19 protein-coding genes, 6 tRNA genes and 1 rRNA gene are annotated in these 19,940 nt (G+C 40.0%); 18 read left to right on the forward strand and 8 right to left on the reverse strand.

The genetic code is table 11. From position 1 onward, the window contains the following. A 5S ribosomal RNA gene (gene rrf / locus ACIQ7N_RS14210) occupies nt 1-107 on the forward strand; the annotation flags it as partial. Nucleotides 108-233: 126 nt separating this feature from the next. On the opposite strand, the gene mbcS is transcribed toward rrf, so the two are convergent. Beyond that, entirely contained in the window at nt 234-1,817 is a 1,584-nt protein-coding gene (gene mbcS / locus ACIQ7N_RS14215) for an acyl-CoA synthetase MbcS (protein ID WP_402933088.1), read from the reverse strand. A gap of 268 nt (nt 1,818-2,085) precedes the next feature. On the opposite strand from mbcS, the gene ACIQ7N_RS14220 reads away from it, so the two are divergent. The 13 genes from ACIQ7N_RS14220 to ACIQ7N_RS14280 all read left to right on the forward strand — a co-directional run bounded on the left by ACIQ7N_RS14220 (nt 2,086) and on the right by ACIQ7N_RS14280 (nt 9,575). Next, a tRNA-Asn gene (locus ACIQ7N_RS14220) sits at nt 2,086-2,162 on the forward strand. Nucleotides 2,163-2,275: 113 nt separating this feature from the next. Then, nucleotides 2,276-2,350: transfer RNA gene (locus tag ACIQ7N_RS14225), tRNA-Glu, on the forward strand. Nucleotides 2,351-2,427: 77 nt separating this feature from the next. Beyond that, a tRNA-Val gene (locus ACIQ7N_RS14230) sits at nt 2,428-2,503 on the forward strand. Nucleotides 2,504-2,516: 13 nt separating this feature from the next. Then, nucleotides 2,517-2,600 (forward strand) — tRNA-Tyr (locus ACIQ7N_RS14235). Nucleotides 2,601-2,616: 16 nt separating this feature from the next. Further along, nucleotides 2,617-2,691, forward strand: a tRNA-Gln gene (locus tag ACIQ7N_RS14240). Nucleotides 2,692-2,703: 12 nt separating this feature from the next. Next, nucleotides 2,704-2,776, forward strand: a tRNA-Lys gene (locus ACIQ7N_RS14245). 175 nt (nt 2,777-2,951) lie between these two features. Further along, the gene (gene rocF / locus ACIQ7N_RS14250) at nt 2,952-3,857 is read left to right on the forward strand and encodes an arginase (RefSeq protein ID WP_402933091.1); all 906 of its coding nucleotides are present in this window, start codon (nt 2,952-2,954) and stop codon (nt 3,855-3,857) included. Between the two features lie 133 nt (nt 3,858-3,990). Then, nucleotides 3,991-4,554, forward strand: a complete 564-nt coding sequence (sigW, locus tag ACIQ7N_RS14255) for an RNA polymerase sigma factor SigW (protein ID WP_100542806.1) — start codon at nt 3,991-3,993, stop codon at nt 4,552-4,554. Nucleotides 4,555-4,567: 13 nt separating this feature from the next. Next, entirely contained in the window at nt 4,568-5,194 is a 627-nt protein-coding gene (locus ACIQ7N_RS14260) for an anti-sigma factor family protein (RefSeq protein WP_248717474.1), read from the forward strand. Between the two features lie 149 nt (nt 5,195-5,343). Further along, nucleotides 5,344-6,180, forward strand: a complete 837-nt coding sequence (gene cdaA / locus ACIQ7N_RS14265) for a diadenylate cyclase CdaA (protein ID WP_132361151.1) — start codon at nt 5,344-5,346, stop codon at nt 6,178-6,180. Continuing rightward, nucleotides 6,173-7,258 (forward strand): CdaR family protein, encoded by a 1,086-nt coding sequence (locus tag ACIQ7N_RS14270; RefSeq protein ID WP_402933095.1) that lies wholly within the window; start codon nt 6,173-6,175, stop codon nt 7,256-7,258. Before cdaA ends, ACIQ7N_RS14270 begins: the two co-directional genes overlap by 8 nt. A 285-nt stretch (nt 7,259-7,543) precedes the next feature. Then, nucleotides 7,544-8,896 (forward strand): phosphoglucosamine mutase, encoded by a 1,353-nt coding sequence (gene glmM, locus ACIQ7N_RS14275; RefSeq protein ID WP_402933098.1) that lies wholly within the window; start codon nt 7,544-7,546, stop codon nt 8,894-8,896. Nucleotides 8,897-9,053: 157 nt separating this feature from the next. Next, a complete protein-coding gene (locus ACIQ7N_RS14280; RefSeq protein ID WP_402933101.1) occupies nt 9,054-9,575 on the forward strand; it encodes a type 1 glutamine amidotransferase domain-containing protein in 522 nt (173 codons plus the stop codon). Between the two features lie 291 nt (nt 9,576-9,866). Here the strand turns inward: ACIQ7N_RS14280 and ACIQ7N_RS14285 are convergent, their stop codons facing one another. Together ACIQ7N_RS14285 and ACIQ7N_RS14290 are read right to left on the reverse strand one after the other, a co-directional pair. Then, on the reverse strand, nt 9,867-10,439 hold the full coding sequence (locus tag ACIQ7N_RS14285; RefSeq protein ID WP_402933104.1) for a hypothetical protein: 573 nt from the start codon (nt 10,437-10,439) through the stop codon (nt 9,867-9,869). Continuing rightward, on the reverse strand, nt 10,429-10,770 hold the full coding sequence (locus ACIQ7N_RS14290; protein WP_274066700.1) for a PadR family transcriptional regulator: 342 nt from the start codon (nt 10,768-10,770) through the stop codon (nt 10,429-10,431). The genes ACIQ7N_RS14285 and ACIQ7N_RS14290 overlap by 11 nt, the downstream gene beginning before the upstream one ends. An 827-nt stretch (nt 10,771-11,597) precedes the next feature. Between ACIQ7N_RS14290 and glmS the strand changes: the two genes are divergently transcribed. The 4 genes from glmS (at nt 11,598) to ACIQ7N_RS14310 (ending at nt 14,782) form a co-directional block, all read left to right on the forward strand. Beyond that, nucleotides 11,598-13,400 carry a glutamine--fructose-6-phosphate transaminase (isomerizing) gene (gene glmS / locus ACIQ7N_RS14295; RefSeq protein WP_402933107.1) on the forward strand — a complete coding sequence of 601 codons (1,803 nt, stop codon included), beginning with the start codon at nt 11,598-11,600 and terminating at the stop codon, nt 13,398-13,400. Between the two features lie 178 nt (nt 13,401-13,578). After that, nucleotides 13,579-13,791, forward strand: coding sequence for a hypothetical protein (locus ACIQ7N_RS14300; protein ID WP_402933110.1), 213 nt, complete (start codon nt 13,579-13,581; stop codon nt 13,789-13,791). Nucleotides 13,792-13,915: 124 nt separating this feature from the next. Beyond that, the gene (locus ACIQ7N_RS14305; RefSeq protein ID WP_402933113.1) at nt 13,916-14,302 is read left to right on the forward strand and encodes a septal ring lytic transglycosylase RlpA family protein; all 387 of its coding nucleotides are present in this window, start codon (nt 13,916-13,918) and stop codon (nt 14,300-14,302) included. Nucleotides 14,303-14,437: 135 nt separating this feature from the next. Continuing rightward, on the forward strand, nt 14,438-14,782 hold the full coding sequence (locus ACIQ7N_RS14310; protein ID WP_402933116.1) for a hypothetical protein: 345 nt from the start codon (nt 14,438-14,440) through the stop codon (nt 14,780-14,782). 105 nt (nt 14,783-14,887) lie between these two features. Here ACIQ7N_RS14310 and ACIQ7N_RS14315 read toward each other — a convergent pair whose 3' ends face one another. From ACIQ7N_RS14315 to ACIQ7N_RS23695, 5 genes are all read right to left on the reverse strand, one after another. Continuing rightward, nucleotides 14,888-15,316 (reverse strand): hypothetical protein, encoded by a 429-nt coding sequence (locus ACIQ7N_RS14315; protein ID WP_402933118.1) that lies wholly within the window; start codon nt 15,314-15,316, stop codon nt 14,888-14,890. Between the two features lie 1,270 nt (nt 15,317-16,586). After that, nucleotides 16,587-18,650 carry an alpha-helical endospore appendage domain-containing protein gene (locus tag ACIQ7N_RS14320; protein ID WP_402933120.1) on the reverse strand — a complete coding sequence of 688 codons (2,064 nt, stop codon included), beginning with the start codon at nt 18,648-18,650 and terminating at the stop codon, nt 16,587-16,589. Between the two features lie 731 nt (nt 18,651-19,381). After that, nucleotides 19,382-19,522, reverse strand: a complete 141-nt coding sequence (locus ACIQ7N_RS14325) for a hypothetical protein (RefSeq protein WP_402933123.1) — start codon at nt 19,520-19,522, stop codon at nt 19,382-19,384. Nucleotides 19,523-19,622: 100 nt separating this feature from the next. Beyond that, nucleotides 19,623-19,727, reverse strand: a complete 105-nt coding sequence (locus ACIQ7N_RS23690; protein ID WP_483869816.1) for a hypothetical protein — start codon at nt 19,725-19,727, stop codon at nt 19,623-19,625. After that, nucleotides 19,693-19,824, reverse strand: a complete 132-nt coding sequence (locus ACIQ7N_RS23695) for a hypothetical protein (protein WP_483869817.1) — start codon at nt 19,822-19,824, stop codon at nt 19,693-19,695. Before ACIQ7N_RS23695 ends, ACIQ7N_RS23690 begins: the two co-directional genes overlap by 35 nt. Between the last annotated feature and the right edge of the window lie 116 nt (nt 19,825-19,940).

Consider the following 19,940-nt stretch of genomic DNA (forward strand, 5'->3'; position numbering starts at 1 on the left):
GATGGCAAAGAGGTCACACCCGTTCCCATACCGAACACGGAAGTTAAGCTCTTTAGCGCCGATGGTAGTTGGGGGCTTCCCCCTGTGAGAGTAGGACGTCGCTAGGCGCAAAAAGTCGCTGCTGATAAACTCAGTAGTGGCTTTTTTTATATGCAAAAGAATATTAAATACTAGCAATATATATAAAGGAGACATTTCAACCAGTGAATGGTAAAATGTCTCTTTATTATATTTTATACAGTTGTTGTTGCTGCTCGTAGTTCTATACGACGAATCTTACCAGAAGTTGTTTTTGGTAGCTCATCGATAAAGACAATACTACGAGGATATTTATAAGGCGCTGTTAATGCTTTAACGTGCTCTTGGAGTTCTTTTATTAACTCTTCCTCATCACGATCTCTGAAGTTTTCTCGTAAGATGACAAAGGCTTTAACAATATGTCCTCTAATTTCATCTGGAGCTGCGACTACAGCACATTCTTGTACAGCTTCATGTTTATTTAAAGCATCTTCTACTTCAAATGGCCCAATTGTATAGCCTGATGAAATAATGATGTCATCTCCTCGACCTTCAAACCAGAAGTAGCCGTCTTCATCGCATTTGGCTTGGTCTCCAGTAATATACCAATCTCCACGGAAGGCAGCTTGTGTACGTTCAGGCTCACGATAGTACTCCTTAAATAGAGCAGGAGAAGATTTGTGAACTGCAATATCTCCAACTTCTCCAACCGGTGCCTCGTTGCCTTCGTGATCTATAATACGAACAATATTGCCGGGTGTAGGAACACCCATTGAACCTGGACGTAAATCTATATTTTCAAGTGTGCCGATTAATAAAGTATTTTCTGTTTGTCCATAGCCATCGCGAACTTTAAGATTGAAATTTTTCATAAATGTTTCGATGACTGGTCGATTTAATGGCTCACCAGCAGAAACAGCGCTACGTAGAGAAGATAGATTATAGTCTTTTAAATTATCAAGCTTCGCCATAATTCGATATTCCGTTGGAGTACAGCATAGAACATTGACCTTTTCATCTTGAAGTAGTTGCAGGTATGTTTTTGCATCAAATCCTCCGTGATATACAAATGCAGTTGCGCCCAGCATAATAGTCGATAAAAATGGGCTCCAAATCCATTTTTGCCACCCTGGAGCTGCTGTAGCCCACACTAAGTCACCTTCACGTACACAAAGCCATTGAGAAGCAGCTGTTCTAATATGTGCATATCCCCATCCATGTGAATGGACAACTCCTTTCGGCTTGCCAGTTGTACCAGATGTATAAGAAAGAAATGCCATATCATCTCTTTTAGTAGCAGCTGCTGTAAATGTATCTGGCTGAGTACTTGCTAATTCATCTAAAGAGATCCAATCACCAGTAGCAGTGCCTATAACCAATTTATTATTTAAAGCCTTCACTGAAGAAGTAATACAATCTACCTCACTTGTGAACGCTTCATAGGCTATTACTGCTCTTGCAGAAGAGTGTTCCATACGATATTCTAAATCACTTGCACGTAACATTTCTGAACAAGAAATAGGAACAATCCCAGCCTTTAGACAGCCAAGGAAGACAAAATAAGCTTCAGGCAGACGAGGAATAATAACTAATACGCGATCTCCTTTTTGAAGCCCCTTCTTCGTAAAGGCGTGCGCGTATTGATTCATTTTTTGAACAAGTTCAACATAGGAAATTGTTTGACGCTCCTGCTGAGTATTTAGCCACCGTATTGCTTGGCGATCACAATCACGAGAAAATTTCTCCAATTCCTCTGTAATATTATAAAATTCCGGTGCAATTAAATCGTTTGTTACCATATGAACATTCCTCCCCTAATCAAATTTGATAGAAAATTCATAAAACTATTTTTATTTTAACAATTGCAATAATATACAGCAAGAATATTATGTACATGAAATAGAAATATTAGATTTAATAGAGAACTATTACGTTTCTTGTTGCTGCATAGGAAGACTTCGACAAAAAATATAAAAATTTTCACAAAAAGTATTGCATAATTTATAATGCTTGCTATAATAATAAATGTACTTAAGAGGTTTTAAAAACCGAATTGAATAGTATTGTTCCGAAGTAGCTCAGTTGGTAGTAGCACCTGACTGTTAATCAGGTTGTCGCAGGTTCGAGTCCTGCCTTCGGAGCCATTTTTTTGCTCATTTTTAAAGGTGATGTATACATAATTTTTTTTAAAAAAGTATTGCATCGTACGACGAAAAATGTTATCATAATACTTGTCTTGTTTGAGACATTTGAAAATGGCCCCTTGGTCAAGTGGTTAAGACACCGCCCTTTCACGGCGGTAACACGGGTTCGAATCCCGTAGGGGTCACCATTTTTTAAAGCATTGTAGTAATGCAAAGGCTTAAAAATAAAATAAAAAACTGTAAAGAAATGAACACCTGTTTCTATGGAGGATTAGCTCAGCTGGGAGAGCATCTGCCTTACAAGCAGAGGGTCGGCGGTTCGAGCCCGTCATCCTCCACCATATGTGTTATTTCGGAGGGGTAGCGAAGTGGCTAAACGCGGCGGACTGTAAATCCGCTCCTTAGGGTTCGGCGGTTCGAATCCGTCCCCCTCCACCAGTTTTTTATAAATGATTGGGGTATAGCCAAGCGGTAAGGCAACGGATTTTGATTCCGTCATGCCTAGGTTCGAATCCTAGTACCCCAGCCATTTTTATTTTTTGAGCCATTAGCTCAGTTGGTAGAGCATCTGACTTTTAATCAGAGGGTCGAAGGTTCGAGTCCTTCATGGCTCACTTTTATAAATAAAAAAAGTGTAACATTAACTACAGATACTAATCTCTTGCTGAAAACAGCAGGAGATTTTTTTATACTCTCTTTAATTGCATAAATATTCATAAAATTGCGAGGTTGAGCCAAGGAGGATGCAGGCTTTACAATAGTCTTACAATCTAAAGGGGGTATGGAAAAATGAATAAACTAAATGTTTCTATTATTGGTGTACCAACAGATTATGGGCAAACTCGCAGAGGGGTAGATATGGGGCCGAGTGCTATTCGTTACGCAGGCGTTGTAGAGCGCCTAGAGGCAATAGGACATGTAGTACATGATCAAGGGGATATACGTGTTAGTCAAAAACAAGATGGCATTATTGTTGATAAGCAGCTACTTAATTTAGAGGAAGTTATCGATGTAAGTACGTCTTTGGCGAAAAGTGTAAATGAAGCAATTGAACAAAAGGAGTTTCCGCTTGTACTTGGTGGCGACCATAGTATCGCTATTGGCACTCTTGCAGGGCTAGGTGAGCATTATAAAAATTTAGGCGTTATTTGGTTTGATGCGCATGCTGACTTAAACACTCCAGAAACGACGCCATCTGGTAATATACATGGTATGCCATTAGCTGTAAGCATTGGACTTGGTCATGAACGGTTGGTGAAAATTCGTAATAATGTACCGAAAATTAAACCTGAAAACGTTATTATTATAGGAGCGCGTTCTGTAGATCCAGGAGAACGTGAATTAATTAGCCAGCAAGGAATCAAAGTATATACAATGCATGAAATAGATCGTCTTGGGATGACGCGTGTCATGGAAGATGCTCTAGAATATTTAAGGGAGCGCAATGTAGATGGTTTGCATTTATCACTTGATTTAGACGGTTTAGATCCACTTTATACGCCAGGGGTTGGGACTCCTGTAGCTGGTGGTATTACATATCGAGAAAGCCATTTGGCAATGGAAATGCTTCAGGAATCAGGTATGCTAACATCTGCTGAATTCGTTGAAGTTAATCCGATTTTAGATGAGAAAAATAGAACTGCCGATGTTGCAGTAGCATTAATGGGCTCTTTATTTGGCGAAACACTAGTTTAAAGAAATTTAACAAAAAATTGTCTATTGCCACAATGTATAAAAATCTTTTGCTATAATTAATAATAAAACGAAACTTTTCTTATCGATAGGTCGTATAGTATAAGACAGTTGTAAAGGTGGAGAAATAAACACAATGGATGCGTTAGTAAACAAGAAAATTAAACAAGTGCTTAAAGGTGATCAAAACGCATTTGCAGATATTGTGAGTCTCTATCAGCACAAACTGTACCAAGTATGCTATAGGATGTTAGGGAACAAGCAAGAATCTGAGGACATTGCACAAGAAGCTTTTGTTCGTGCCTATATGAACTTGCATACTTTTGATCAGAAAAGGAAATTTGCGACGTGGCTTTATCGTATAGCGACAAACCTTTGTATAGACCGTATCCGGAAGAAAAAGCCGGATTACTATTTAGATGCAGAAGTAGCTGGTACAGAAGGACTTGATATGTATTCACAGATCGCAGCAGATGACCAGCTACCTGAAGAACAGATAGAGCAAATGGAACTACAAGATCGCATTCAATATGAAATTGGACGTTTGCCTGATAAGTACCGTTCAGTTATAGTATTGAAATATATTGAAGAATTATCATTACAGGAAATTAGCGAGATTTTAGATATGCCTCTTGGAACGGTGAAAACGAGGATTCACCGCGGACGTGAAGCATTACGAAAGCAATTAAACAATCTGTAGGAGGGGAAGCGTCATGAATACTTGTCCAGAGCATATAATAGACTATATCCATGATTATTTAGATGGTGACATTAGTCGTGAGCATGAGCAAGAGTTAAAACGACATTTGCATACATGCAGTGATTGTAAACAGTTGATGCAGGAATTAAGTGAAACAATCGCCTTTGTGAAGAGCGCTTCCCACATTACATCACCTCCGCATTTTGAAGAAGCCGTAATGGCTCGTTTACCGAAACCTAAAAGTCGTGTAGGGATGCAAAAGTGGATTCGTCGGCATCCGCTCTTTGTGGCAGCAGCAGTTTTTTGTTTATTCATGAGTGCAACTTTACTAGGTAATTTTATGGATGACCGACAGTTCTCTGTGACTAAACAGCCAAATCTAGTTGTTGAAGGTCAAACGGTTATTGTGCCGAAGGGTGAAGTTGTAAAAGGCGACATTATTGTTAAAAATGGTGATTTAATTGTTGAGGGTGAAGTGGATGGCAATGTCACTGTTATTAACGGGCAGTATATGGCATCTTCGGCAGTTGTTTCGGGAAAAATAGAAGAAATTGACGAAGTATTCGAATGGCTGTGGTATACGATTAAAAATTCAGTGAAGTCTGCTGTAACATTCGAGGAGAAACAAGCAACTAAATAACACTCTATACGTCCTAATAGATAGTGCACGTGAGAGGCTGAAAGGTCTACTCTTTTGAGTAGACTTTTTATTTGAAAAAAGTTACATTTGATAAGAATGTGCTATACTTAAATGTGTATGGATTCGCAATGAAAAGTGGGGGATGCCACGTGCAAATTATCGAACATTTCGCTAATTTAACACCTGTGAATATTTTTATTAACTTATTAGATGTACTGCTCGTATGGTACGTTATTTATAAAATTTTAACCCTCATTAAAGGTACAAAGGCTGTCCAATTATTAAAAGGCATTTTCGTCATTATTATTGCGCGCCTTGCTACAGACTTTTTTGGGTTAGAGACGTTAGGTTGGATGTTAAAACAAGTTATCGAATTCGGTTTCTTGGCGATTATTATCATTTTCCAACCTGAAATAAGACGTGGTCTTGAACAAATTGGTAGAGGGAAGTTATTCCAACGTTCGATTAGTCAAGTTGAAGAAGAACAAACAAGGCTTATTGAGGCAATGAAGAAATCTGTTAGTTATATGGCCAAACGTCGTATAGGGGCGTTAATTTCTATTGAAAAAGAAACTGGTCTAAATGAATATATCGAAACAGGTATAGGTCTAAATGCTGAGATTTCATCTGAATTACTGATCAACATTTTTATACCTAATACACCGTTACATGATGGAGCGGTTATCATGCAAAAAGATAAAATATCGGCAGCGGCTTGTTATTTACCGCTATCTGAGAGTCCGTTTATCTCAAAAGAGCTTGGGACACGTCACCGTGCTGCACTTGGCTTAAGTGAAGTGACAGATGCCATTACTATTGTCGTATCAGAGGAAACCGGTGCCATTAGTATTACACTGAATGGTAATCTACATCGAAATCTTTCTTTAGAAGAATTCGAAGGACTGTTACGTAAAATGTGGTTCGGATCAGCACAGGAATCAAATGCAGCCTCTAAGTTAACTTGGAGGGGGAAAAAGAATGGATAAAATGATGGATAGCCCTTGGGTGTTACGAATTGTTGCGCTAATTTTAGCCTTATTGTTATTTTTCTCCGTTCGTGCTGAATTATCTCCCTCAAATAAAACAATAATGAGTGAGCAAACAGCGGTAATCCGAGATGTACCAGTAGATGTTTTTTATGACGATAAGAACCTCATTGTAACAGGGATACCAAAGACAGTAGATGTTACGATAAAAGGTCCGATGACACTCGTTTTACAGGCTCAAGCGTCGAAGGATTTTTCTGTATTTGCAGATTTGAGTAAATTACTCATAGGTGAGCATAATGTTCGACTACAATACGAAAATATTTCGGAGAAGTTGCAAGTTACATTAGACCCTGCGATTGTAAAGGTTAATATTGAGGAAAAGGTCACACAAGAGTTTCGTGTTGACCCTGAGCTAAATACTCGTTTACTTGAAGAAGGATATATTTTAAATGGCATGAGTGCTAATCCAGCTACGGTGTATATTACAGGTGCCAAAAGTGCAATTGAAAATATTAGCTATGTAAAAGCTACTGTAACGGGTGAACGAGGCTTGAAAGAACCGTTCTCACAAGTAGCGGCAGTGAAAGTGCTAGATCGTGATTTAAATAAGTTAGACGTGACGATTGAACCAGAAACTGTGAAGGTAGAAGTAGATATTGGAGCTTACAGTAGAGAGTTGCCTGTTGTGCTGAAGGAAATAGGAAAAGCGGAGAATGGTATTACCGTCAACCAACTAACAATTAGTCCAACAAAGGTGAGAGTATACGGTAGAAAATCTATGATAGATACTTTAACCGCAATACCATTAGAGGTTGATTTATCAAAAATTACAGAATCAAAAACTTATGAATTTGAAGTGAAATTGCCAGAAGGTGTGACAAAAATATCTGACTCAAAAATTAAAGTGAAGGCAGATGTTACGAAGGTAGAGCAGGAAAAAACAACAACGACAACAACGACTACCCCTCCTGCTCCTACACCTACTCCTCCGCCACCTTCAGAGGACACTAGCACTCCTTCTGATAACAGTACGCCACCGCCTACTGATAAAACAGAAGAAGATATTGATTCTTAAACAATAACTGACTATAATTTTATTTTGATTCAGTAGAGATTTCGTTCTCAATCCGTAAGGGTATTCTTTAACGGGAAGAAGTTACTTAGGCTAAAATCAAAATACCCTATGCTAAAATTTATCTGTGCCTATTTATAAGCCCAGATAAATTACATAGGGGCATAATTAATAGTTACCAGTGAATGAACGAAAATAGACTTTTCCAAAAGTAAGCAGACGAGTGATCTAGTTGTCAGCATAGACAAGCATGACCGCCGTCTTGCATTGAAGGAGAGAATAATTAAAATGGGTAAATATTTTGGAACAGATGGCGTCCGTGGCGTCGCGAATAGTGAATTAACACCGGAGTTTGCATTTAAACTTGGCCGTGTAGGTGGTTACGTTTTAACGAAGGATGCAACTGACCGTCCAAAGGTTTTAATCGGTCGTGACACACGTATTTCAGGTGAAATGCTTGAAGGTGCACTTGTAGCTGGTCTTTTATCAATCGGCGTAGAGGTAATGCGTCTTGGTGTTATTTCGACACCAGGTGTGGCCTATCTTACTCGAATGATGAGCGCAAATGCAGGCGTTATGATTTCAGCTTCACATAACCCAGTAGCTGACAATGGTATTAAGTTTTTCGGTCCTGATGGCTTTAAGCTAACAGATGCGCAAGAAGCTGAAATCGAAGCAATATTAGATGCTCAAGATGATACTTTACCACGTCCAATAGGGGCAGATTTAGGTTCTGTAAGCGACTACTTCGAGGGCGGACAAAAATATATTCAATACTTAAAACAAACAGTGGCTGAAGAATTTGAAGGCATCCACGTAGCATTAGATTGTGCGCATGGCGCTACGTCTTCTCTAGCTACACACCTATTTGCAGATTTAGAAGCGGATATCTCAACGATGGGTGCCTCACCAACAGGCTTAAATATTAATGACGGTGTCGGCTCAACACATCCAGATGGATTAGCTAAATTTGTCACAGAAAAGGGTGCTGATGTTGGTTTAGCATTCGATGGCGATGGTGACCGTTTAATCGCAGTAGATGAAAACGGTAAAATTGTTGATGGTGATCAAATTATGTTCATCATTGGTAAGCATTTAAATACAGTTGGTCGCTTGAAAAAGCAAACAATCGTTTCGACGGTAATGAGTAACATGGGCTTCTACAAAGCTGTTGAAGATAACGATATGCATAGTGTACAAACAGCTGTAGGTGATCGTTACGTTGTAGAAGAAATGCGTGCTAATGATTATAATCTTGGTGGCGAGCAATCTGGTCATATTGTTTTCCTAGACTTTAACACAACTGGAGATGGCTTATTAACAGGTATTCAGCTTGTTAATATTATGAAAGCTACAGGTAAAAAACTATCAGAGCTTGCTTCGGAAATGAAAATTTTCCCGCAGCGTTTAGTCAACGTACGTGTAACAGACAAGCATGCTGTGACAGAAAATGCAAAAGTTGCTGCAGTGATTGCTGAAGTAGAAGCAGATATGGCTGGTAACGGTCGCGTATTAGTGCGTCCTTCTGGTACTGAGCCACTTGTACGAGTAATGGTGGAAGCGGCTACAGAAGAAGACTGTAAGCGTTACGTAGAGCGTATAGCAGATGTTGTCCGTGCAGAAATGGGCTTAACTGAATAAATAGTATGAACTCGATTTCCTTTGATGGGAGGTCGAGTTTTTATTTTTTTGTTCCTTCCCAAATGAAAAGAAAGCTTTACCAACGAAAAAATGAATGCTTTCGAAAAGAATGGGAACAGTAGTACAGAGTCACAATAACAAGGAGTGTTGTATTGCAATGGCTAAAATTGCTACAGTGATTACCAATATGTTTGAGGACGCTGAATATACAAGTCCTAAAGGAGCATTAGAAGCGGCAGGTCATGAACTAATAACGATTGATACGACGGCAGGCATTGAGGTAGAAGGTAAGCATGGAGAGAAAGTAAAAATCGATAAAGATATCGATGAGGTAAATGCTTCTGAATTCGATGCATTATTCATCCCGGGCGGTTTTTCTCCTGATATACTACGTGTAGATGATCGTGTTGTGGCATTTGTCAAAGAATTTATGGATGAGATGAAGCCAACCTTTGCTATTTGTCATGGACCTCAATTACTCATTACGGCAAAAACATTAAATGGTCGTGACGCAACTGGCTACAAATCGATTCGTGTAGATTTAGAAAATGCAGGTGCGATATTCCATGACGAGGAAGTGTTTGTTTGCCAAAATCAATTGGTAACAAGTCGCACACCGGAGGATCTACCAGCATTTAATCGAGAAATTGTGAAATTATTGGAGAGTAAAGAAGGCTAAGCTTAAAAGGCACAAGTAGTTTGCCTGTGCCTTTTATGTTTTAACTTCTTTCAGCGAGTGTCAAGCCCTCCAATGGATGTCACGAAAATCGGAAAAGAAGTTAATAAAGGATACTAGCCTAAGCTAACTGACTTGCATCGATGTTGCCTCCGCCACGTTTCGCGCAAAAAATATCAAATTGCTACCGCTACGTTAGCACTGCGCTTCGCACTAAAACATTTGCGGGCAAAAGCATAATCCCGATTCCGGGCGAAATTATGCTGATGCATAGTTATTCTAATTAAAATAGCCCTACTTCTTTTTCAACGCTATAATTGCATTAGTAATTTGTCCAAGTCCGATACCAATGATAATTCCAACAACAGCACCTATTGCAGTGTCGATCCAGCCTTTATCAAAAAAAGCTTCATATCCACCGCCAGTTAGAAAACCGATTAATCCGCCAATGCCTAATCCTAAAAATAGGAAGCCACCATAAAACAGTCCGATTGCCTCATAATCTGCGGGATCGCGATTTTCGTAATACTGCTGGAAGCGTTCATTTAAATCCTCAGATTGCTCAGAGTTACTGGCGAATTGCAATTCCTCGCTAGCCTTATTAAAAGCTTCTTGCTCCGTTAAACCTTGTGACATTAAATCATTCATATAATCGCTCATATAGATTATCATGTCATCTTGCGCTTCTCGTCCCTGATCGGAACGCCCTTTAAACTTCGACAATTGCTTGTCAATTTTCCGTTTAGTTTGCCCACTTTTCTTGCGCAGCTTTTCTATATAAGTCATCTCAGCATCCTGCAAATAATTCTGGGATTGTTCTTTCGTAAAACGATTAATTCTCTCCTGAATTTCACGACTAAAGCTCATGTTTGTTCCCTCCATTATGTCTTAAAATTTCAATACGACTACTTAAAAAATCCCATTTAGCCCAGAAGGATATTAATTTTTCTCTTCCTTGTTCATTAAGCGTATAAAATTTCCTTGGTGGACCCATTTCAGATGGCTTTTTGACAATATTGACAAGGCGATTTCTTTCCAATCGCATAAGTAACGCATACACAGTTCCTTCAGCTATGCCCTCGAACCCCATCTGCGTGAGATATTTGACAATCTCATAACCATATATTTCACCGCGGCTAATGATTTCTAATACAATACCTTCTAAGACTCCTTTGAGCATTTCACTCAGATTATCCATGATCTCACCCCCGGGCTTAGCTTCACCTGTACTAAGTGTTGCTAAGTACTGTATATAGTATTGCTAAGTAGTGGCTTTGTCAAGCAATAAAAGTTATCAAGGTTGATATTTACTTTTAGAGCAATTTATTTTGACACTGTTCAAAATAAATCCTTCACCGAAAATATTTGTTGCTGACATAAGGAAAAAACATCGTAGTTTAAACTTCTTTATGTAACGTAAGTGAAACGGCAGTTACTTTGGTGGCGACAGCTCAATTATGCCAAGTTAAATCTCAAGATAGGCTAGCAGATTGTTTGTCTACTTTTTGTCATTAAAAAGTAGGATAAATAGGTGTTTTTTATAACGAAAATTTGACGTATAGCATATGATTGAGTATGATGGAGAAGTTGAATTATGAGGTCCGACCTTATCATTTAACGAAAGCGCATAAGGAGGGAAGAAAGCGCAAAATCGGAAAATCGGAAAACAATTATAGCGCCTGAGCTGAAGAAATTGGACGAAACTATCTTCAGCAGACGAGGTGGAGGTTTATCGAAAGTTCGGCGGATGCCTCCCGATCGACGTACCCGATTGTCACTTTTCATTTTGAAAGCATTTAAGCGATTGAATGTACAGAAAATGAAAAAGGTATAGTTAAAGCAATAGATAAATAGAGAAACCTCATGTATCGAATGTTTACTATTCAGATGGCTGAATGAGTGTTAAGCATGGAATGTAAAAGCTACGCCTATTAATAAGCATACTTTTACATTCAAAAAAATTCGATAGGTTGAGGTCTAGTTTGTCGTTGCGTCAAATTGACAATATCGGAGGAAAAGAAATTTATGTGTGGAATTGTAGGATATATTGGAGAATCAGATGCAAAGGAAATTTTATTAAAAGGTTTAGAGAAACTAGAGTACCGTGGCTATGACTCAGCGGGTATCGCAGTACGTAACGAAGATGGTGTAACAGTCTTTAAAGAAAAGGGACGTATTGCAGATTTACGTGATGCAGTGGACGAGGACGTTGCTGCCAAAGTGGGTATCGGCCATACACGTTGGGCAACTCATGGTGTGCCAAACCGTTTGAATGCACACCCTCACCAAAGTGCATCAGGACGTTTTACGCTAGTACACAACGGAGTTATTGAAAACTATCATTTATTACAAAAAACTTATTTAAAAGGTATTTCGATGAAATCTGATACAGACACAGAGGTCATCGTACAATTAGTAGAGCTATTTGTGAAAGAAGGTTTAAGCACGGCTGAGTCATTCCGTAAAACATTATCTTTATTACATGGCTCTTACGCATTAGCCCTATTAGATGCAGAAGCGGCAGATACAATTTTCGTTGCGAAAAACAAATCTCCACTTTTAGTTGGTGTTGGTGAAGGCTTTAATGTTGTAGCTTCAGATGCGATGGCAATGCTACAGGTAACAGATCAATATGTGGAGCTACACGATAAAGAGGTCGTAATCGTACACAAAGCTAGCGTTGAAATTACAAAATTAGACGGTACATTAGTAGAACGTGCACCATATACAGCTGAGCTCGATATGAGCGATATTGAAAAAGGTACGTACCCTCACTATATGTTAAAAGAAATGGATGAGCAGCCAACAGTTATTCGTAAAATCATTCAAGCGTACGAAGGTGAGAATGGCGAATTAACAATTGACGCTACTATTTTAGAAGCATTACAAGCAGCAGACCGTCTATATATTATTGCAGCCGGCACAAGCTATCATGCAGGTCTAATCGGTAAGCAATATTTTGAAAAAATGGCTGGTATCCCAGTAGAAGTTCATATTTCAAGTGAATTCGGCTACAATATGCCATTACTTTCAGAAAAACCATTGTTTATCTTTATTACACAATCAGGTGAAACAGCAGATAGCCGTCAAGTACTTGTGAAAATTAAAGAGCTTGGTTATCCAACATTAACGATTACAAACGTACCTGGCTCTACACTTTCACGTGAGGCAGACCATACATTGTTATTATATGCAGGTCCAGAAATTGCGGTAGCCTCTACAAAAGCGTATGTAGCACAAGTAGCTGTACTTGCTCTAACAGCCTATGTAACAGCGAAAGCTAATGGCAAAGGCTTAGAATACGATTTAAAACAAGAACTTGCGATTGCAGCAAACGGTATCCAAACAATTATCGATTCAAAGGATGTTTTAGAGGATATTGCTGAGGACTACTTAAAAATCGCACGCAACGCATTCTTCATCGGCCGTAACATAGACTTCTATGTAAGCCTTGAGGGTGCCCTAAAGCTAAAAGAAATCTCTTATATCCAAGCAGAAGGCTTTGCAGGTGGCGAGCTAAAACACGGAACAATTGCCTTAATCGAAGAAGGTACACCGGTGTTTGCCCTTGTTACACAAGCAGCAGTAGGATTAAACATCCGTGGTAACGTCAAAGAGGTAGCAGCACGTGGAGCATACCCATGCATTATTGCTATGGCTGGCGTAGATGAAGACGGTGACCGTTTAGTAATCCCTCAAGTTCATGAATTACTAACACCACTAGTTTCTGTAGTGCCATTACAATTAATTAGCTATTACGCAGCACTACACCGCCGCTGTGATGTGGATAAACCACGTAACTTGGCTAAATCGGTGACTGTTGAGTAATTGTTGAGATAGAGTTCAATTGTGATGTGGCTTTCAAATAAAGATGCGATGTTTAAAATAAAGTCGCGACGGTTGAAAAAAATTTGCGATGAAATGCCCCTTTCTAAAGGGGTGTTTTTTTTATGTCTAAACGAGCAAGAACATCTAAAATCGAAAAATGGATGGAAAGGGGGAGTTAATGACAATACCTAATCATGTTTTCAAGTGTATTCAAAAGGCCAGAGGTTGCCAGTCATTTTATGTGAATTGCATAGATAGCAATAACTCTTCTGAAGAAATTGAATTGCTCCAAGATTTGGCCTTAGATACTACTAAACAAATAATAAAAATTAAAGAATTCTATAAAGAAAAAAATGGAATAGATTTAGTACCTTATCATCTTCATAAATAATTTTTGGTGGTTCAAATAAGGAAAAACTAAAGTATCCAAAAACCCTTTAGTTTTCGGTTCAAATCCGAATACCACCTCCAGATTTAAAGAGGTTTAAAAAATAAGAATTAGGAGGAATACAACGATGGCTGGTTACAATGGTATTGCTTCATGGAACAGGACTACAAACAAAGGAATGTGTGGAACGTGGGATAACAATAAAAATGTGGCAGCATATCCTCATGTGTATCAAATGAATTCGGGAACCTGCGATCTAACTGGATGCAATAAACCCTTGGTCAGACTAAATTGCGGGAGTCAATTACTCGTTTCTCAGCCTTGTAGCAACAAATCAGTAAATGTAAATATAGCAGATTGTGGTCCTGCTATGAGTAGTTATTGTAGTGATACAGGAGTGTATTGTAAACAAAATTATTTTCAAGGCAGGTTAATTGATCTATCACCAACAGCATTTGCTGCTTTAGGTGATTTAGACCATGGAACTATGACAGTCAGGGTTGAATATTCATAAAAATGGAGGAGAATAATATGAATAACAACGAAACTATTATTGTTACAGTATTATAAAGAAAATTAAGGAAGATAAGATTTTTGTCACATCAAATAAGGAAATCTCCACTCTTTCTTTAAATACGCAATCTATCATTTGGAAAGGAAAGAGAGAGAGAAAAAGATTAAAGACCTACAAGAAAATGATTTCTTTTATGCCCGTGGCACAAAAAAATCGGATGATGTTCTATTGGTAGAGATTATTTGGGTTAATATCGTTAATGTCACGAGTAATGTACAGGGGATCTATGAAAACACATTAATTTTGAATAATAATGATAATGTTGATTTGGATCCTGACACTGATTTAATCGAAGAGGGAAGCAATGTAAAAGTCCTTGCGAAAGAGGGAGTAGTACAAAAAGGTGATTTTATTCAAGTAATCGGTTTGCTAGATCAAAAGAGTAACAGGATTAAAGCAACTAAAATTTTTAGGTTTTAACTTCATAATTTTATTTCTTAAAGTTAAAATATTTATATGAAAAGTAACACGCCCCTTTACAATATTATGTAAGGGGCGTGTTATATTATTAGGTTAGATAGTTCATTATCTGTAAGTATACCAGACGTACCAACCTTTTTCCTTATCCTTCACTACAAACATAATTCCTGTAGAAGCACTTGCACTTGGTAAAAACTTAGGAAATTCTAACTCAACCAACCAAGAATTCTCCGCAACTTCCTTGTTACATAACTTTTCAACCATTTTGTAGTATACCTTGTCATAATTAATTCCTTGAGCTTTATATAAAGGTGCAATTTCCAACACATTCCACTCTTTATACATTTTATCGGGATAAGCTATGGGAACTATCTCATTTAATTTCATTAAAAGTTCATTTTTATTATTTATAGATGTTTCAGCAAATGTTTTAGTATTTGGGCACTTAGGTACTAAATAAGGTAAATCGGCTTTTGCACTTGAAAACCAAAAAAGAAAACATGGCAACATAAAAAATGTAATAATTTTTTTCAAATAAATACACCTCAGTTATAGTATATTCCTTTAAATTGGTTTTAAACATTTGTTGTGTACGTTGCTGTAGCTATTACCAGCGGTGAAAGGCGATAGGACGTGGTGTTCGTTGAACTGACGGGCACGGGCTTTCTGCTGAACACCAGATCCATCTACACCGGTAAAAAGACCAAAAACCGCCCTCTGACTGTCTAGCACAAGTAGTTTTTCGTTCAAGTAAGAACTATTTGTAGTTTTTATTGTTCATTTTAACCTACCCAAAATGAACAATTACTGATACTGAAAGTACAGCTGTTGCTTTAAAATAAAGTTACGATGTTTGTAAAAAAGGTGCGGTAATTTGACTTTTTCAAAAAAATTATAAGTGAGTTTTGATCAAACTTTTTTATAAAACGAAAAGGTATTTCAAAAATAAAAGAATCCATTTTGCTCAATCTTTTTTTAAAATACGTGGGTTTCTTTTATTTTGAAATCAACGTTTGCAGCAAAATTTTAATTAAACTTTATTCCAAATCAACATGTGAGTTATAACTAATGTTGTCACAATTTATAATTATATTTGTCATAAATATATAAGATGTTGTGACACCGAAAATAAGCCTTGGTACAGTGTAGTCGCTGCTGTATCAAGGTTTGTTTTTTTCTCAGAATGATTTAATTATAAGATTGTAATATAAACCATTGAATATCACAGCAAAAAAATTATAAGTAATGTTGTCATTTAAACGTAAATGCAGTCTTTGGTGGATCGCTTGATTTACCATGTCCACATCATCTCTTATACAGGACAAAGCTTCCGTTTAATCAATGCACTTTCGAAGAAGGTGAAAAAATATCGGGTGCAAAACTCTGCAATTTTTCTTGCAAAAAACATCTCTTTTAAGTGGGTTTTTAGAAGTTACCTTAACTAACCCTAGTGGAATATATAAAGGAATCTCTTTATTGATAAAAAATGTATTAGCTGATTTAGAGGGAGATAAAAGCTCTAAAACAAACAATAAAAAATAAAATCATGATTGTTGTAATGGGGATCTCTGAATTAGAAGAAATGATTGCTGACTATTTAGGGGGGGAAATTATGACAAATTTTATAAAGGTGGCATTGTCATAAATATCTAAACTAGGCAAAGCTGAAAGGCTTGCCGCCTGATATTCTCAGACGACAAGCCCTTACGCATATTATGAATTATTGTTTAATGGGTTATTTCAAACTAGCTGCAAATGCTGCTGGCCCTGCAGCACCTTAGGCTGCTGATTTCTTTAAATGTTATCACATAGCCCCATCCGCGAACCGATATAGTATAATATGGCCGGCGCTGCCAGTAACTCCAGCAGTTTCGGCTATGGTTACGCTATTGGGTGAGCCATTCACGATCCTGATTGTATCACCAACGGATTGGAGGTTGACTTGAATGACCGATATCTGACCCGCGGTGTCTGCATTTGAGGATGGAGCAACAAGCGCCCCGCCGTTTATGGATACACCAAAGTAACTTTGTGCTGGCGTCCCTTCTCCAAAATTTAATACAACAGCCAGTGAATAAAGACCTGCTCTTGTAATGATAAAAGTATCAGTACCGTTGAAATCGATACCAAAGATTGTAGAAATTCCATACGTAACAGCGGCGCCGGAGGCTATTGTTTGGCCACCTATATTTGCACTGACGAATGCTTGTGAAATAGGCCCGGTAGAGCCAGTGGCCCCAGTAGGCCCGGATGCACCAGTAGCGCCTGTTGCTCCTGTACAACATGGTCCTGTTGCTCCAGTAGAGCCAGTGGCCCCAGTAGGCCCGGATGCCCCAGTAGCCCCAGTGGCCCCAGTAGCCCCAGTAGCCCCAGTAGCCCCAGTAGAGCCAGTGGCCCCAGTAGAGCCAGTGGCCCCAGTAGGCCCGGATGCACCAGTAGAGCCAGTAGCCCCGGTAGAGCCAGTAGCCCCGGTAGAGCCAGTAGCCCCGGTAGAGCCAGTAGCCCCAGTAGAGCCAGTGGCCCCAGTTTCGCCAGTAGCCCCAGTAGCCCCAGTAGCCCCAGTAGAACCAGTAGCCCCGGTAGAGCCAGTAGCCCCGGTAGAGCCAGTAGCCCCAGTAGAGCCAGTGGCACCAGTAGAGCCAGTAGCCCCGGTAGAGCCAGTAGCCCCAGTAGAGCCAGTAGCCCCCGTAGCGCCAGTTTCACCCGTAGAGCCAGTAGCCCCCGTAGGCCCGGATGCACCGGTAGCGCCTGTTGCTCCTGTACAACATGGCCCTGTTGCTCCTGTTGCCCCAGTGGCCCCAGTGGCCCCAGTGGCCCCAGTAGGCCCGGATGCACCAGTAGAGCCAGTAGCCCCGGTAGAGCCAGTAGCCCCGGTAGAGCCAGTTTCACCAGTAGAGCCAGTGGCCCCCGTAGCGCCAGTTTCACCAGTAGAGCCAGTAGCCCCGGTAGAGCCAGTAGCCCCGGTAGAGCCAGTGGCCCCGGTAGAGCCAGTAGCGCCAGTTTCGCCAGTAGCCCCAGTAGAGCCAGTTTCACCAGTAGAGCCAGTAGCCCCAGTAGCCCCAGTAGCCCCAGTAGAGCCAGTAGCCCCAGTAGCCCCAGTAGCCCCAGTAGCGCCAGTTTCGCCAGTAGCCCCGGTAGAGCCAGTAGCCCCAGTAGAGCCAGTGGCACCAGTTTCGCCAGTAGCCCCAGTTTCGCCAGTAGCCCCGGTAGAGCCAGTAGCCCCAGTAGAGCCAGTTTCACCAGTAGAGCCAGTAGCCCCAGTAGAACCAGTAGCCCCAGTAGAGCCAGTGGCCCCAGTTTCGCCAGTAGCCCCAGTAGCCCCAGTAGCCCCAGTAGCCCCAGTTTCGCCAGTAGCCCCAGTTTCGCCAGTAGCCCCAGTTTCGCCAGTAGCCCCGGTAGAGCCAGTAGCCCCAGTAGCCCCAGTAGAGCCAGTGGCACCCGTAGAGCCAGTAGCCCCAGTAGAGCCAGTGGCACCCGTAGAGCCAGTAGCCCCGGTAGAGCCAGTGGCCCCAGTAGCGCCTGGAGGTCCACCAGAAGGTCCTGTAGGCCCAGTAGCACCGGTTGGACCTACTAAAGAAGGAGCAGCCAAGATGTTTTCCAGTTTAGATTGAAGGAGTAGCTCCTTCTTAATTAATTCTTGCATAGTACTTTGAACACTTGAATTTACCTGTAGCAACTCACTGATGGTCGCTGGAACCGAAAGTCCTGGCAGCGTACCGACAGCGTATTGGATTTTCTCCGCTTCGGCATTAATAATATGTCCTAGCCCTAACTCTTCAATCGCTATAGAAGATAACAAGAGGTTCAAGGCGTCATCTCTAGTAATAGTGATGCTAGGGGTTATATTAGGGAGATTTGCTTGTGACACTGTCTTCACCCTTTCTCAATTTTCAAAGTTTATGAATTTACCGATCTAAATAGAGAGGTCTCCCTCTTTATAGTCATAATGCAGGATAGGATTCTTTTTCATTAACGGTATGAGCATTCCTTGAGTTCAGTTAGAAGTTTCTGAGTTATATGCAGATCAGTTGACGTAAGCCCTTCACTAGAACCATCATGCCAACTGTGATATAAACGGCTTCTTTAGATACCGTTTTACGACGGCACTTGTACAACGTGTCTAAATAAATGCAGACATAGATGCATTTATTTAGACGTTTATTAAAGGCTTCTCCCTGTTCTGTGACCGCTTTTGTTCATGTAAGAGATTGCTTGTTCGTGTAAAGATGGTCATTTTTTTATTTAAACCAGCTATTTCTGACATCTTAATTCCTTTTGGAAGAGCTAAATGACCGCTGATTCTAACGTGTCGTTCATTGGATAGATGAAAACGCTAAAAAAAGAGAGTTTAATTTTTGTTTTGCGATAATGTCTTCATAGGCTGATATGTTAACCAATCTGTATAATTGTTAATGAAGCGCCAAGCGTACCGTTACTAGCAGTCGTAGTATTTGCGTTATCATCATTGAACATCTGAAGAACGTTAACACCAGGTCCAGTATTCCGAATGTATGCACCGGAGAGTTGTACATCTACCCCGACAGCCCCGTTGCCAACATGACTCCCAAAAAGAGGAACCCTGTTTAGGCGAAGCGCGAATCAGACACCGCCAGTTGGCGTCTCAACCCCTTCTAAATAGCTATTGATCCAATAGACGCTGTTCGGACTTAGATGGATATCTGGTGTTCCAGGTGTATGTGTAATACCGATACCATTGCTATTTATAGTTGAATCAAACATATAAGACGACCCCGGTGTAACTACTTGCTGAATGAAGCTTCCTACTTGATGTTGTTGGCTGTAAACGTACCGCCTGTAGCTCCAGTTGCACCGGTTTGACCTACTTCAGAAGAAGCAGACAAGATGTTTTCCAGTTGGTAGTTTGGACACTTGAATTAACCTCCAGCAATTCATTGAGGGTCGCAGGAACCGATAGTCCTGGCAATGTACCGACTGCGTATTGGATTTTTTCCGCCTATGGCATTAATAATGTGTCCTAGCCTTAACTCTTCAATTGCTATAGAAGCTAATAAGAGGTTCAAGGCGTCATCTCTAGTAATGCTAGGGGTTATATTAGGATTCGCTTACGACTTTGTCTTCATCCTTTCTCGATTTTCAAAGTCTTGGATTCGATCTAATAGAGAGGTCTTCCTCCTTT

The sequence above is a fragment of the Lysinibacillus sp. NPDC095746 genome (assembly GCF_044763535.1).
In the GTDB taxonomy this organism is placed as follows: domain Bacteria; phylum Bacillota; class Bacilli; order Bacillales_A; family Planococcaceae; genus Lysinibacillus.